The sequence below is a fragment of the Streptomyces melanosporofaciens genome, assembly GCF_900105695.1.
Lineage (GTDB): Bacteria > Actinomycetota > Actinomycetes > Streptomycetales > Streptomycetaceae > Streptomyces > Streptomyces antimycoticus.
Genome location: NZ_FNST01000002.1, coordinates 1,651,503 through 1,665,164, shown reverse-complemented (window position 1 = coordinate 1,665,164; position 13,662 = coordinate 1,651,503). Strand labels below are relative to the sequence as shown.

Annotated in this window: 14 protein-coding genes; 12 read left to right on the top strand and 2 right to left on the bottom strand. The window is 71.7% G+C overall.

The features are described 5' to 3' along the window. Window positions 1-32: 32 nt before the first annotated feature. Window positions 33-1,265 (top strand): radical SAM family heme chaperone HemW, encoded by a 1,233-nt coding sequence (gene hemW, locus BLV72_RS10190; RefSeq protein ID WP_093461717.1) that lies wholly within the window; start codon window positions 33-35, stop codon window positions 1,263-1,265. Between the two features lie 11 nt (window positions 1,266-1,276). On the opposite strand, the gene BLV72_RS10185 is transcribed toward hemW, so the two are convergent. Further along, a complete protein-coding gene (locus tag BLV72_RS10185) occupies window positions 1,277-2,098 on the bottom strand; it encodes a DUF3097 domain-containing protein (RefSeq protein WP_093461715.1) in 822 nt (273 codons plus the stop codon). A gap of 97 nt (window positions 2,099-2,195) precedes the next feature. After that, window positions 2,196-2,918: an MBL fold metallo-hydrolase gene (locus tag BLV72_RS10180; protein WP_093461714.1), complete on the bottom strand. Its 723-nt coding sequence runs from the start codon at window positions 2,916-2,918 to the stop codon at window positions 2,196-2,198. A gap of 165 nt (window positions 2,919-3,083) precedes the next feature. Here BLV72_RS10180 and hrcA point away from each other — a divergent pair, with 165 nt between their 5' ends. The 11 genes from hrcA to BLV72_RS10125 all read left to right on the top strand — a co-directional run bounded on the left by hrcA (window position 3,084) and on the right by BLV72_RS10125 (window position 13,618). After that, complete coding sequence (gene hrcA / locus BLV72_RS10175; protein WP_093461712.1) at window positions 3,084-4,100, top strand: heat-inducible transcriptional repressor HrcA; 1,017 nt, start codon at window positions 3,084-3,086, stop codon at window positions 4,098-4,100. Beyond that, window positions 4,101-5,234, top strand: coding sequence for a molecular chaperone DnaJ (gene dnaJ, locus BLV72_RS10170; protein ID WP_093461711.1), 1,134 nt, complete (start codon window positions 4,101-4,103; stop codon window positions 5,232-5,234). It begins immediately after the preceding gene. Between the two features lie 42 nt (window positions 5,235-5,276). Next, a complete protein-coding gene (locus BLV72_RS10165) occupies window positions 5,277-6,368 on the top strand; it encodes a nitronate monooxygenase (protein WP_093461709.1) in 1,092 nt (363 codons plus the stop codon). After that, a complete protein-coding gene (locus tag BLV72_RS10160) occupies window positions 6,365-7,108 on the top strand; it encodes a 16S rRNA (uracil(1498)-N(3))-methyltransferase (protein WP_093461708.1) in 744 nt (247 codons plus the stop codon). The genes BLV72_RS10165 and BLV72_RS10160 overlap by 4 nt, the downstream gene beginning before the upstream one ends. A gap of 162 nt (window positions 7,109-7,270) precedes the next feature. Further along, window positions 7,271-7,942, top strand: a complete 672-nt coding sequence (locus BLV72_RS10155) for a hypothetical protein (protein WP_208905603.1) — start codon at window positions 7,271-7,273, stop codon at window positions 7,940-7,942. 77 nt (window positions 7,943-8,019) lie between these two features. Further along, window positions 8,020-8,379, top strand: coding sequence for a histidine triad nucleotide-binding protein (locus BLV72_RS10150; RefSeq protein WP_093461706.1), 360 nt, complete (start codon window positions 8,020-8,022; stop codon window positions 8,377-8,379). 3 nt (window positions 8,380-8,382) lie between these two features. Beyond that, window positions 8,383-9,303, top strand: a complete 921-nt coding sequence (locus BLV72_RS10145) for a ribonuclease Z (protein WP_093461705.1) — start codon at window positions 8,383-8,385, stop codon at window positions 9,301-9,303. A 186-nt stretch (window positions 9,304-9,489) separates the two neighbouring features. Then, window positions 9,490-10,602: a PfkB family carbohydrate kinase gene (locus tag BLV72_RS10140; RefSeq protein WP_093461703.1), complete on the top strand. Its 1,113-nt coding sequence runs from the start codon at window positions 9,490-9,492 to the stop codon at window positions 10,600-10,602. A 194-nt stretch (window positions 10,603-10,796) separates the two neighbouring features. Next, window positions 10,797-11,801 (top strand): PhoH family protein, encoded by a 1,005-nt coding sequence (locus BLV72_RS10135; protein WP_093461702.1) that lies wholly within the window; start codon window positions 10,797-10,799, stop codon window positions 11,799-11,801. 12 nt (window positions 11,802-11,813) lie between these two features. After that, window positions 11,814-12,311 (top strand): rRNA maturation RNase YbeY, encoded by a 498-nt coding sequence (ybeY, locus tag BLV72_RS10130; RefSeq protein WP_059147904.1) that lies wholly within the window; start codon window positions 11,814-11,816, stop codon window positions 12,309-12,311. Continuing rightward, the gene (locus BLV72_RS10125; RefSeq protein WP_093461700.1) at window positions 12,308-13,618 is read left to right on the top strand and encodes a hemolysin family protein; all 1,311 of its coding nucleotides are present in this window, start codon (window positions 12,308-12,310) and stop codon (window positions 13,616-13,618) included. The genes ybeY and BLV72_RS10125 overlap by 4 nt, the downstream gene beginning before the upstream one ends. The last annotated feature ends 44 nt before the right edge of the window (window positions 13,619-13,662 follow it).

The following is a 13,662-nucleotide window of genomic DNA, read 5'->3' as shown; positions in this document are numbered from 1 at the left end:
GGGCGACGCGGGCCGTGACGGACAATGGGGGCATGCCTTCCGTACTGCCAGATGGTGAGCCCATGCCCGAGGACGGCGCACTGCCCGCGACCGCTTTGGCGGAGGCGGAGCGGCGGCCGCTGGGGTTCTATCTGCATGTGCCGTACTGCGCCACCCGCTGCGGCTACTGCGACTTCAACACCTACACCGCCAGTGAGCTGCGCGGCTCCGGCGGTGTGCTCGCCTCGCGGGACAACTACGCCGAGCAGGTCGTCGAGGAGGTGCGGCTGGCGCGGAAGGTGCTGGGCGACGACCCACGGCCCGTGGAGACCGTCTTCGTCGGCGGCGGGACCCCGACCCTGCTCGCGGCGGCGGACCTCGGGCGGATGCTCGGCGCGATCCGGGAGGAGTTCGGGCTGGCCGAGGGGGTCGAGGTCACGACCGAGGCGAATCCGGAGTCGGTCGATCCGCGCTATCTCGCGGAGCTGCGGGAGGCGGGGTTCAACCGGATCTCCTTCGGGATGCAGAGCGCCCGGCAGCACGTCCTGAAGGTGCTGGACCGTACGCATACCCCCGGGCGGCCGGAGGCGTGCGTGGCCGAGGCCCGGGCGGCCGGGTTCGACCATGTGAACCTGGACCTGATCTACGGGACGCCGGGGGAGAGCGACGCGGACTGGCGGGCCTCCCTGGAGGCGGCGCTCGGGGCGGGGCCCGACCATGTGTCGGCGTATGCGCTGATCGTGGAGGAGGGCACCCAGCTGGCGCGGCGGATCCGGCGCGGCGAGGTCCCGATGACCGACGACGATGTGCACGCGGACCGCTATCTGATCGCCGAGGAGATCCTGTCGGCCGCCGGGTTCGCCTGGTACGAGGTCTCCAACTGGGCCACCTCGCCCGCCGGGCGCTGCCGGCACAACGAGCTGTACTGGCGCGGCGCCGACTGGTGGGGCGCCGGCCCCGGCGCGCACAGCCATGTGGGCGGCGTGCGGTGGTGGAACGTGAAGCACCCCGGGGCGTACGCGCAGGCCCTGGGCGAGGGCAGGTCGCCCGGCGCGGGCCGGGAGCTGCTGACCGCCGAGGAGCGCCGGGTGGAGCGCATCCTGCTGGAGCTGCGGCTGGTCGAGGGCTGCCCGCTGGAGCTGCTGCGCCCGGCCGGGGCGGCGGCCGCGGCCCGGGCGCTGGAGGACGGGCTGCTGGATCCGGGGCCGTACGGACGGGGGCGGGCCGTGCTCACGCTGCGTGGGCGGCTGCTGGCGGACGCGGTGGTGCGCGACCTGGTGGACTGAGACGGGAGCCGTCAGCCCTGCGGGGCCGTCACGAAGTCGATCAACTCCTCCACCCGCCCCAGGAGCTCCGGCCGGAGGTCCTTGTAGGAGTGGACCGAGGACAGGATCCGCTGCCAGGCGGCCCCGGTGTTCTCCGGCCAGCCCAGGGCGCGGCAGACGCCCTTCTTCCAGTCCTGGCCGTGCGGCACCGTCGGCCAGGCCGGGATGCCGACGGAGGACGGCTTCACGGCCTCCCAGATGTCGATATAGGGGTGGCCGAGGACCAGCACATGCTCGCCGGTGACCTGCCCGGCGATACGGGACTCCTTCGAACCCGTCACCAGATGGTCGACGAGGACGCCGAGCCGGGCGTCCGGGCCGGGGGAGAAGCCATCCACGATGGCGGGCAGGTCGTCGACGCCCTCCAGGTACTCCACGACGACGCCCTCGATGCGCAGATCGTCGCCCCAGACCCGCTCCACCAGCTCCGCGTCGTGGCGCCCCTCGACATAGACGCGCCCCGCACGGGCGACCCTCGCGCGCGCTCCCGGAACGGCGATCGACCCCGAGGCCGTGCGCTGGGGCGCGCTGGGGGCCGCCGCGCGCGGGCGTACGAGGGTGACGACACGCCCCTCGAGCAGAAAACCGCGCGGCTCCATGGGGAAGACGCGATGTTTGCCGAAGCGGTCCTCCAGAGTGACCGTGGGGCCCTGGGCGGTCTTCTCGCAGCGGATCACGGCGCCGCAGAAGCCGGTGGTGACCTCCTCCACGACGAGGTCCGGTTCGGCGGGGACCTCAGGGGCGGGCCGCTGCCGCTTCCAGGGCGGGGTCAGGTCCGGGTCGTACTGTCGCATCCGGATGACGATAGCGCGCGACGACCGCCCGCTCCTGTAGTGCGGACAACTAGGTGGACGCCTAGTAGGGCGCCTAGTCGGGCGGCTGGGGAGACGCCTAGAGGGACACGCCGAAGCGGGCCGCCAATTCGTCACGTTGGGCCCGGACGAACCCGGCGCTCACGACCGAGCCGTGCCCCGGGACGTACCGCGCGTCCGGGCCGCCGAGGGCGAGCAGCCGGTCGAGGGCGGCGGGCCAGCGGCCGGGGATCGCGTCCGGTCCGGCCTGCGGCGTGCCGGACTCCTCCACCAGATCGCCGCAGAAGACCACCTCGGGCCGGCCGGGCACCAGAACGGCCAGGTCATGGGCGGTGTGGCCGGGCCCCACATTGGCCAGCAGCACCTGCCGGTCACCCAGGTCCAGGGTGAGCTCCCCGGAGACCAGGTGGTGCGGGCCGACCAGATGGTCCACGGCCTCGGTGGCGGCGTTCCGGTCCACCCCGTGGCGGATCGCGTCCTCGCGCAGCGTCTCCCGCTCCCGGCGCAGCAGCTCGTCCATGCCCGTGGCCCCGTACACCTCGCAGCCCGCGAAGGCGGCCGAGCCCAGGACGTGGTCGAAGTGCGGATGGGTGAGCGCGATCCGGGTGGGGCGGCGGCCGGTCAGCCGGGTGATCAGGGCGCGCAGCTCGGCCCCGGCGCGCAGGGTCGCGCCGGTGTCCACGACGAGGATGTCGGTCCGGCCGACGACCACGCCGACCGTCTCGTCCCACTCCGGCAGCCGACGGCGGGCCACACCGGGCGCGAGCCGCTCCCAGCCTGCCTCTTCCCAACACGTCTCCATACCGCGACGCTAGCTCAACGGGGATGGGGGAGAGTTGCTGCCGACGGCGGCTCTTGCCCATGCCACCGCACCCCGCCGTACACTGGCGGAGGGGTTCTGGCACTCGTGCCCGGTGAGTGCCAGGGCGGACGACCTGATGAGACCGCTGGACTGGAGGTGCGCGGGGTGCTCAGCGAACGCAGACTCGAGGTGCTGCGTGCCATTGTCCAGGACTATGTGGGGACGGAGGAGCCGGTCGGCTCCAAGGCGCTCACCGAGCGGCACCGGCTGGGGGTCTCGCCGGCCACGGTGCGTAACGACATGGCCGCTCTGGAGGACGAGGGGTTCATCGCCCAGCCGCATACGAGCGCCGGGCGGATCCCCACCGACAAGGGCTATCGCCTCTTCGTGGACAAGCTGGCGGGAGTGAAGCCGCTGTCCAGCCCGGAGCGGCGGGCCATTCAGAACTTCCTGGACGGCGCGGTCGACCTCGATGACGTGGTGGGCCGCACGGTCCGGCTGCTGGCGCAGCTGACCCGGCAGGTGGCGGTGGTGCAGTATCCGTCGCTGACCCGCTCGACGGTGCGCCATGTGGAGCTGCTGCCGCTGGCCACGGCCCGGGTGATGCTGGTGCTGATCACGGACACCGGCCGGGTGGAGCAGCGCATGGTGGACTGCCCCAGTCCGATCACCGAGGACTCGCTGGCCGATCTGCGCGCCCGGCTCAACAGCCGGGTCGTGGGTCGGCGTTTCGCGGATGTGCCGCAGTTGGTGCAGGATCTTCCGGAGTCCTTCGAACAGGAGGACCGGGGGACCGTCTCGATCGTGTTGTCGACCTTGCTCGAGACGCTGGTGGAGGAGACCGAGGAGCGGCTGATGATCGGCGGCACCGCGAACCTCACGCGTTTCGTGCATGATTTTCCCCTGACGATCCGGCCCGTCCTGGAGGCACTCGAGGAGCATGTCGTCCTCCTCAAGTTGCTGGGCGAGGCCAAGGACTCGGGTATGACCGTGCGGATCGGGCATGAGAATGCTCACGAGGGGCTCAACGCCACCTCGGTCGTCGCGGTCGGCTACGGTTCCGGCGACGAGGCGGTCGCCAAACTCGGCGTGGTCGGACCGACCCGCATGGACTACCCCGGAACGATGGGAGCGGTACGCGCAGTGGCACGTTACGTCGGACAGATCCTGGCGGAGTCGTAAGTGGCGACGGACTACTACGCAGTCCTGGGCGTGCCGCGTGATGCCTCGCAGGACCAGATCAAGAAGGCATTCCGTCGGCTCGCGCGCGAGCTGCATCCGGATGTGAACCCGGATCCGAAGACCCAGGAGCGGTTCAAGGAGATCAACGCCGCTTACGAGGTCTTGTCGGACCCACAGAAGAAGCAGGTCTACGACCTGGGCGGGGACCCGATGTCCGGGGCCGGCGGCGGTGGCGCCGGAGGCTTCGGCGGAGGCTTCGGCAACTTCTCCGACATCATGGACGCGTTCTTCGGCACCGCCTCGCAGCGCGGTCCGCGCTCCAGGACCCGGCGCGGTCAGGACGCGATGATCCGTCTGGACGTGGAGCTCAGCGAGGCCGCGTTCGGGACCACCAAGGACATCCAGGTCGACACCGCGGTCGTCTGCACCACGTGCAGCGGCGAGGGCGCGGCGCCGGGCACCTCGGCGCAGACCTGTGACATGTGCCGTGGCCGCGGTGAGGTCTCCCAGGTGACGCGGTCCTTCCTGGGCCAGGTCATGACCTCGCGGCCGTGCCCGCAGTGCCAGGGCTTCGGCACCGTGGTGCCGACCCCGTGCCCGGAGTGCGCGGGCGACGGCCGGATCCGCTCGCGGCGCACCCTGACCGTGAAGATCCCCGCCGGTGTGGACAACGGCACCAGGATCCAGCTGGCCGGTGAGGGCGAGGTCGGACCGGGCGGCGGCCCGGCGGGCGACCTGTATGTGGAGATCCACGAGGTCCCGCACCCGGTCTTCCAGCGGCGCGGCGACGATATGCACTGCACGGTGACCATCCCGATGACGGCGGCGTCGCTGGGCACCAAGGTGCCACTGGAGACGCTGGACGGCCTGGAGGAGGTCGACATCCGGCCCGGTACCCAGTCCGGCCAGTCGATCCCGCTGCACCAGCGCGGCGTCACCCATCTGCGGGGCGGCGGCCGTGGCGACCTGATCGTGCATGTCGAGGTGACCACCCCGACCAAGCTCGACCCGGAGCAGGAGGAGCTGCTGCGGCGGCTGTCCAAGCTGCGCGGCGAGGAGCGCCCGGTCGGCGAATTCAAGCCTGGACAGCAAGGGCTGTTCTCGCGGCTGAAGGACGCGTTCAACGGGCGGTGATCCGGTGGTGAGCCCGTGTGGAGGGCATGGCACGATGTGGCCATGTCCTCCGCGCTGACCGATCTTTACCGGTACCCGATCGTGCAGGCGCCGATGGCGGGTGGAGCCTCCTGCCCGCAGCTCGCCGCCACTGTCTCCGAGGCCGGTGGCCTCGGTTTCCTCGCTGCCGGCTACAAGACGCCGGAAGCGATGTATGAGGAGATCAAACAGCTCCGAGGGCTGACCGGACGGCACTTCGGTGTCAATCTGTTCATGCCGCAGCCGTCCAACGCCGACACGGCAGCCGTCGGGGCCTACCGGGCGCGCCTCACGGGCGAGGCGGCCTGGTACGAGACTCCGCTGGGCGACCCGGACGCGGGTACGGACGACGCGTACGACGCCAAGCTCGCCGTGCTCCTCGACAACCCGGTTCCGGTCGTCTCGTTCACCTTCGGCTGCCCGACCCGTGCCGTCCTCGACGCCTTCGCCCAGGCCGGTACCCGCACGATCGTGACCGTGACCTCGCCCGTCGAGGCGCAGACCGCCCAGTGGGCGGGCGCCGACGCCGTCTGTGTGCAGGGCGTGGAGGCCGGCGGCCACCAGGGCACGTACAGCAATGACCCGGCCGTCGACGGAATGGGCGCCGGACTCGGTCTGCTGTCGCTGATCACGCTGGTCCGTGAGTACGTCCAGATCCCGATCATCGCGGCGGGCGGGATAATGCGTGGTTCGCAGATCGCCTCGGCGCTGGCCGCGGGCGCGGCCGCGGCCCAGCTGGGGACCGCGTTCCTGGTGTGCCCCGAGTCCGGGGCGAACGCCCTGCACAAGCAGGCGATGACGGATCCGCTGTTCGGCCGGACCGAGCTGACCCGCGCTTTCTCCGGCCGCCCGGCCCGGGGCCTGGTCAACCGCTTCATGCGCGAGCACGGCCCGCATGCGCCCGCGGCCTACCCCCAGCTGCACCACATGACGTCCGGCCTCCGTAAGGCGGCCGCCAAGGCGGGCGATCCGCAGGGGATGGCGCTGTGGGCCGGACAGGGGCACCGGCTGGCGCGCGAGCTGCCCGCCGCCCGGCTGGTGGAGACGCTCGCGGTGGAACTCGACGCCACGCGGTCCGAGTTGGGCCTTCAGGCCCAGCGGGGTGCGGTGTCGTGACCGCCCCGGTGTTCGTGGCCGACTCCCTGGCGGGTGCGGCCGCGGGGGGCCGGGTCCGGCTGGAGGGCCCGGAGGGGCGCCACGCGGTGTCCGTAAGGCGGCTGCGGGTCGGTGAGACCGTGGTGCTGACGGACGGCCACGGCAGGGGCGTCCAGGGCACCGTGGCGGCCGTCGAGGGCAAGGACCGGCTGCAGATCGCGGTGGACGAGGTGCGCCGGGAGCCGGCCCCGGACCCGAGGATCACCGTCGTCCAGGCGCTGCCCAAGGGCGACCGGGGCGAGCTGGCGGTGGAGACCATGACGGAGACCGGTGTGGACGCGGTCGTTCCGTGGTCGGCGTCCCGCTGCATCACCCAGTGGAAGGGCGAGCGCGGCCTCAAGGCGCTCGGCAAGTGGCGGTCGACCGCGCGCGAGGCGGGCAAGCAGTCCCGTCGGCTGACCTTCCCCGAGGTCGCTGACGCGATGACGACCAAGCAGGTGGCCCGGCTTCTCGCCGAAGCCGCGTTCGCGGCCGTGCTCCACGAGGAGGGAGCCGAACCCCTCGCGACGGCCCAACTGCCTGCGAGTGGCGAGATCGTGCTGGTCGTCGGGCCCGAAGGGGGCGTGTCCCCCGAGGAGTTGGCGGCCTTCGCCGAGGCGGGCGCGCGGCCGTACCGGCTGGGCCCGAGCGTGCTGCGCACCTCCACGGCCGGAACGGCGGCCGCCGCGCTGCTGCTCGGCCGCACCGGCCGCTGGGGATGAGAGGGCCCGTCTGAGGCCCTCTGGGATGAGTAGACCCTCTGGGGACTCTTCGCGCTTCTGTGCCCCCGTACCTGGCCGAGGACGGCCTTCCGATACGCGACGGCCGATGGGAACCTATCCCCTATGGGGGTATTGAGTCAGGCACGACGGGGACGGGCGCTCTTGTCCGTCGTGGCGGTCGGCGCGGCGGTCGCGGTGACGGCGTGTGAGCCGACGGGCGGCGGCGTCAGCTCGGTGACGGTCGCGATCACCACGGACCAGGTCGTCACGGAGGCGCTGGAGCGGGGCGGTGTCGGCGTGCGCTGGATGAGCTGTAACGCCGAGTTCAAGAACGGCCATACGGCCGGTGCTTCGCCCTCGCGGAGCGAGCGGTCCGGGGAGACCGACGCGCGCGTGGACTGCCACGGCAGGACCGACAGCGACAAGGACATCAGGATCAAGGGCCGGGTGACCTACGTACGGGCGGACCACTGCGTCCGGGGCGATGTGACCGGCGAGGTGGACGGCCGGAAGGTCTTCGAGGCGCAGGTGATCGGGGAGTGCCAGGGCGGCGGCCCGGACGCCGACAGCCCCCGGCCGACCTTCAGTCATTCGTGGGACCGCCCGAGCACCAAGAGCCCGCAGCCGACGCGTAGTCACCCGTGGGACCACCGGACCACCGAGGCCCCCCAGCCGACCCGGAGTCACCCGTGGGACCGCCCGGGCACCGAGGCCCCGCAGCCGACCCGCAGCCACCCCTGGGACCAGCCGACCATCGAGGGCGGCGCCGGTCAGGCCGGCACCGGGGACGGCGCAGGCAAGGGCGGTACCGAGGGCGGCGGTCAGGGCCAATAGGCCGCGATCTCTCCCGCCGGCAGGGGCTCCCGGTACCATCCGGACCGTATGTGCCGACGATCCGTAAGGAGCCACCGGTGGCGGGAGAACCGCAGGCCGACTGCCTGTTCTGCAAGATTGTCTCGGGGGAGGTGCCGGCCACCGTCGTCCGCGAGACGGACACCACCGTCGCCTTCCGCGACATAAACCCCCAGGCACCCACGCACATCCTGGTGATCCCCAAGGTGCACTACCCGGACGCGGCCTCCCTCGCGGCGGCCGAACCGCAGGTCGCCGCGGATGTGCTGGGCGGGGCGGGCGCGGTCGCCGTCGATGAGAAGCTCGTCGAGACGGGCTACCGCGTGGTGTTCAACACCGGCTCCGGCGCCGGCCAGACCGTCTTCCACGCCCATGCCCACGTCCTGGGCGGCCGCGGGCTCAACTGGCCCCCCGGATAACCCTTGTCCGCACGGGAACTGATCGTCCTCGGCACCGCCAGCCAGGTGCCGACCCGGCACCGCAACCACAACGGCTATCTGCTGCGCTGGGACGGTGACGGCCTGCTGTTCGACCCCGGCGAGGGCACCCAGCGCCAGATGCTGCGGGCCGGGGTCGCCGCCCATGACATCAACCGGATCTGCGTCACGCACTTCCACGGGGATCACTCGCTGGGCCTGGCCGGGGTGATCCAGCGGATCAACCTCGACCGGGTGCCGCACCGGGTGACCGCCCACTACCCGGCGAGCGGACAGCGGTTCTTCGAGCGGCTGCGGTACGCGACCGCCTACCGCGAGACGGTGGCGCTCACCGAAGAGCCGGTCGCCGGTGACGGCGCGGTGCTGGCCCGCACCCCCGCGTACACCCTGGAGGCGGCCCGGCTCTCGCACCCCGTCGAGTCCTACGGCTATCGCCTGATCGAACCGGACGGGCGCAGGATGCTGCCCGGGCGGCTCGCCGCGCTCGGCGTCCGCGGCCCGGACATCGGCCGGCTGCAGCGGGAGCGGGCGCTGGAGATCGAGGGGCGTACGGTCACGCTCGAAGAGGTCAGCGAGGTGCGCCGGGGGCAGCGCTTCGCGTTCATCATGGACACCCGGCTGTGCGACGGCGTCTCCGAGCTGGCGCAGGGGTGCGATCTGCTGGTCATCGAGTCGACCTTCCTGGACGAGGAGGAGGCGCTGGCCGTCGAGTACGGGCATCTGACCGCCGGGCAGGCGGCCCGGGTCGCGGCCGGGGCGGGGGTGCGGCATCTGGTGCTGACGCACTTCTCGCAGCGCTACGGCGATCCGTCCGACTTCGAGCGCCAGGCGCGGGCCGCGGGGTTCGAGGGGGAGCTCACGGTCGCCGAGGACCTGATGACGGTGGCGCTGCCCAAACGGCGCTGAGGGCGCCGGGGCGGGGCGTACGGGCCCCGCGGGGACGGTGATTCCCGCGCCGCGGCTCGTGGAGACGGCGGACGCCCCGAGAGGGTGACGCCTGCCGGTCCCCGGCCCGTTGTCCGTCCCATCGTGCACACTGTCCGCACCCGCATCCGACGACGGAGGCGGACCGGTCAGACCTGGGAGAGCGCGGTGACGACACACAACGGCGACAAGCTCACAGCGGGTTACCCCCTGCTCGACCCGCTCGAGGCCGTTCGCCGGCCCGGTGACCCGGCGTGCGACGTCTATCTCACCGGCACCGTCTTCCTCGACATCATCTTCACCGGTCTGGACACCGCCCCCGTCCGCGGCACCGAGTCCTGGGCCCGCGGCATGGGGTCGAGCCCCGGCGGCGTCGCCAATATGGCCACCGCCCTGGCCCGGCTCGGCCTGCGCACCTCGCTCGCCGCCGCCTTCGGCGACGACCACTACGGGGACTACTGCCAGGACGCCCTGGACCGCGGCGAGGGCATCGATCTCTCGCTCTCCCGCACGATCCCCGGCTGGCACTCCCCGGTGACCGTCTCGATGGCCTACGAGGGCGAGCGGACCATGGTCTCCCACGGCCATGAGGCCCCGCCGCCCGAGGAGCCCGCGCCGAGCTGCCCGCCCCCGGCCCGCGCCGCCGTGGCCTCCCTGGTGCCCGGCCGCGGCCAGGAGTGGGTCGCCGAGGCCGCCCGCCGTGGCAGCAGGGTCTTCGCGGACGTCGGCTGGGACGACACCGGCCGCTGGGATCCGGCCGACCTCGCCGAGCTGGAGCACTGCGAGGCGTTCCTGCCCAATGCCGAGGAGGCGATGCGCTACACCCGCACCGACTGCCCGCGCGCCGCCGCCCGGGCCCTCGCCGACCTGGTCCCGCTCGCCGTCGTCACGCTCGGCTCCGAGGGGGCGTACGCGGTCGACGGCCGCACCGGCGAGACCGCCGAGGTGCCCGCGATCTCCGTGGAGGCCCTGGACCCGACCGGCGCCGGGGACGTGTTCGTCGCCGGGTTCGTCACCGGCACGCTCGCCGACTGGCCGCTCGCCGACCGGCTGGCCTTCGCCGGGCTGACCGCCGCGCTGTCGGTGCAGGAGTTCGGCGGCTCGCTGTCCGCGCCCGGCTGGGTCGAGATCGCCGCCTGGTGGCAGCACGCCCGCTCCTACGACGACCAGCCCGGCCGCGCGCTGCGCCGCTACGCCTTCCTCGACCGTCTGCTCCCGGCCGCCGCCCGCCCCTGGCCGCTGCGCCGGGCCGTTCCGACGATCGGTTTCCGCCAGGCGTAGCGCCGGAGCCCCGACCGAGGCCCCGGGCCCTGGAGCGGCCGGGGCGTGGGAGCCCCAGGTGGGTGAGGTGATGAGTGGATGAGGAGTAAAAGGGCTCGGGTCTTGTCGGTGCTCCGTCGTACCCTTGTAGCCAAGGTTGTCGAGCGGCGAGAACCCTTGTGCCAGGAGGTAGAAGCAGGCCAGAGAGCCGGCCCATGACGCAACCAACCACAGCACCGCAGGCGCATGCGCAGTTCACGGTCCCGAACAAGCACCCCATGGTCATGGTCCTGGGATCCGGTGACGCGTTGCTGCGTGTGATCGAGAACGCGTTCCCGGCGACCGATATCCACGTACGGGGCAACCAAGTCAGCGCCACCGGGGATCCGAAGGAAGTCGCCCTGGTCCAGCGTCTGTTCGATGAGATGATGCTGGTGCTCCGCACCGGTCAACCGATGACGGAGGATGCGGTGGAGCGCTCGATCTCCATGTTGCGCGCGGCCGAAAATGGAGAGGGCGGAGGACAGGAAACTCCTGCCGAGGTGCTCACCCAGAACATCCTCTCCAACCGTGGCCGCACCATCCGTCCCAAGACGCTCAACCAGAAGCGCTATGTCGATGCCATCGACAAGCACACGGTCGTCTTCGGCATCGGCCCGGCGGGCACCGGCAAGACCTATCTGGCCATGGCCAAGGCGGTCCAGGCGCTGCAGTCCAAGCAGGTCACCCGGATCATCCTCACCCGGCCGGCGGTCGAGGCGGGGGAGCGGCTCGGCTTCCTGCCCGGCACCCTCTACGAGAAGATCGACCCGTATCTGCGGCCGCTCTACGACGCGCTGCACGACATGCTCGACCCCGACTCCATCCCGCGCCTGATGGCCGCGGGCACGATCGAGGTCGCGCCGCTGGCGTATATGCGCGGCCGGACGCTCAATGACGCGTTCATCATCCTCGACGAGGCCCAGAACACGAACCCCGAGCAGATGAAGATGTTCCTCACCCGGCTCGGCTTCGACTCCAAGATAGTGATCACGGGCGACATCACCCAGATCGACCTCCCCGGCGGGACCAAGAGCGGTCTGCGCCAGGTGCGGGAGATCCTGGACGGCGTCGAGGACGTGCACTTCTCCATGCTCACCAGCACCGACGTGGTCCGTCACAAGCTGGTCGGCCGTATCGTCGACGCATACGACCAGTACGACAGTCGCAACGGAAAGTAATCACAAACCCCCATGGCGATCGACGTCAACAATGAGTCCGGTACCGATATCGACGAGCGGGCTGTGCTCGACGTCGCCCGCTACGCGCTGGCCCGGATGCGTATCCACCCGCTCTCCGAGCTCTCGGTGATCGTCGTCGACGCCGACGCCATGGAGCAGCTGCACATCCAGTGGATGGACCTGCCGGGGCCGACCGATGTCATGTCCTTCCCGATGGACGAGCTGCGCCCGCCGGCCAAGGACGACGAGGAGCCCCCGCAGGGCCTCCTCGGGGACATCGTGCTCTGCCCCGAAGTGGCCAAGAAGCAGGGGGAGGAGGCGCCGACCGGGCACTCCATGGACGAGGAGCTGCAGCTGCTCACCGTCCACGGCGTCCTCCACCTCCTCGGCTATGACCATGAGGAGGCGGACGAGCGCGCCGAGATGTTCGGCCTGCAGGCCGCCATCATCGACGGCTGGCGCGCGGAGCAGGGCGTGACCGGCCCCTCCCCGGCCCCCACCGTCCGATGAGCGCTCAGCTCGTCACCGCGACCGTCCTGCTGGTCGTGGTGGCCTGGCTGGCGGCCTGCGCGGAGGCCGGTCTCGCCCGCACCACCCGGTTCCGGGCCGAGGAGGCCGTGCGCTCCGGGCGGCGCGGCAGCGCCAAGCTGATGCTCGTCGCCGAGGACCCCACCCGCTATCTCAATGTGGCGCTGCTGGTCAGGGTCGCCTGCGAGGTCGCGGCGGGCGCGGTCGTCACGTTCGCGAGTCTGCGCGAGTTCGACGAGACCTGGAAGGCGCTGACCGTCGCGATCGGCGTGATGGTCCTGGTGTCGTATGTGGCCGTCGGCGTCTCCCCGCGCACCATCGGCGCCCAGCATCCGCTCAACACCGCGACCGTCGCCGCCTATGTGCTGATCCCGCTGGCCCGGGTCATGGGCCCCATCCCGCCGCTGCTGATCCTCCTCGGTAACGCGCTCACGCCCGGCAAGGGCTTCCGTAAGGGCCCGTTCGCCTCCGAGGCCGAGCTGCGCGCCCTGGTGGACCTCGCCGAGCAGGAGTCGCTGATCGAGGACGAGGAGCGGCGCATGGTCCACTCCGTCTTCGAGCTCGGCGACACCCTGGTGCGCGAGGTGATGGTGCCGCGCACCGACCTCGTGGTCATCGAGCGCTTCAAGACCATCCGGCAGGCCCTCACCCTCGCGCTGCGCTCCGGCTTCTCCCGGATCCCGGTCACCGGGGAGAACGAGGACGACATCGTCGGAGTCGTCTACCTCAAGGATCTTGTCCGTAAGACGCATATCAACCGCGAGGCCGAGACCGAGCTGGTCTCCACCGCGATGCGGCCCGCCACCTTCGTCCCGGACACCAAGAACGCGGGCGATCTGCTGCGCGAGATGCAGCAGGAGCGCAACCATGTCGCCGTCGTGATCGACGAATACGGCGGCACGGCCGGCATCGTCACCATCGAGGACATCCTCGAGGAGATCGTCGGCGAGATCACCGATGAGTACGACCGCGAGCTGCCGCCTATCGAGGACCTCGGCGACGGCACCCACCGGGTGACCGCCCGGCTCGCCCTCGGCGACCTGGGCGAGCTGTACGGCACGGATCTGGAGGACGAGGACGTCGAGACGGTGGGCGGGCTGCTCGCCAAGGCGCTGGGCCGGGTGCCGATCGCGGGCGCCGCGGCCCAGGTCGACGTCCCCGAGGGCGGCATCGACCCCGCGCTCAAGGCGCTGCGGCTGACCGCCGAGTCCCCGGCGGGCCGCCGCAACCGCATTGTCACGGTGCTGGTCGAGCCGGTCCGCGAGACCGCCGCGGCCGAGCCGGAGTAGCCCGGCGACAGCCCTCACGCGCCCGTGATACGGCCCCGTCCACA

What these genes read in the sequence shown, in the direction of transcription:
- BLV72_RS10165 (WP_093461709.1), top strand. Translation starts at nt 5,277, where the DNA reads ATGTCCTCCGCGCTGACCGATCTTTACCGGTACCCGATCGTGCAGGCG.
- BLV72_RS10180 (WP_093461714.1), bottom strand. Translation starts at nt 2,918, where the DNA reads ATGGAGACGTGTTGGGAAGAGGCAGGCTGGGAGCGGCTCGCGCCCGGT.
- BLV72_RS10185 (WP_093461715.1), bottom strand. Translation starts at nt 2,098, where the DNA reads ATGCGACAGTACGACCCGGACCTGACCCCGCCCTGGAAGCGGCAGCGG.
- BLV72_RS10135 (WP_093461702.1), top strand. Translation starts at nt 10,797, where the DNA reads ATGACGCAACCAACCACAGCACCGCAGGCGCATGCGCAGTTCACGGTC.
- BLV72_RS10125 (WP_093461700.1), top strand. Translation starts at nt 12,308, where the DNA reads ATGAGCGCTCAGCTCGTCACCGCGACCGTCCTGCTGGTCGTGGTGGCC.
- ybeY (WP_059147904.1), top strand. Translation starts at nt 11,814, where the DNA reads ATGGCGATCGACGTCAACAATGAGTCCGGTACCGATATCGACGAGCGG.
- hemW (WP_093461717.1), top strand. Translation starts at nt 33, where the DNA reads ATGCCTTCCGTACTGCCAGATGGTGAGCCCATGCCCGAGGACGGCGCA.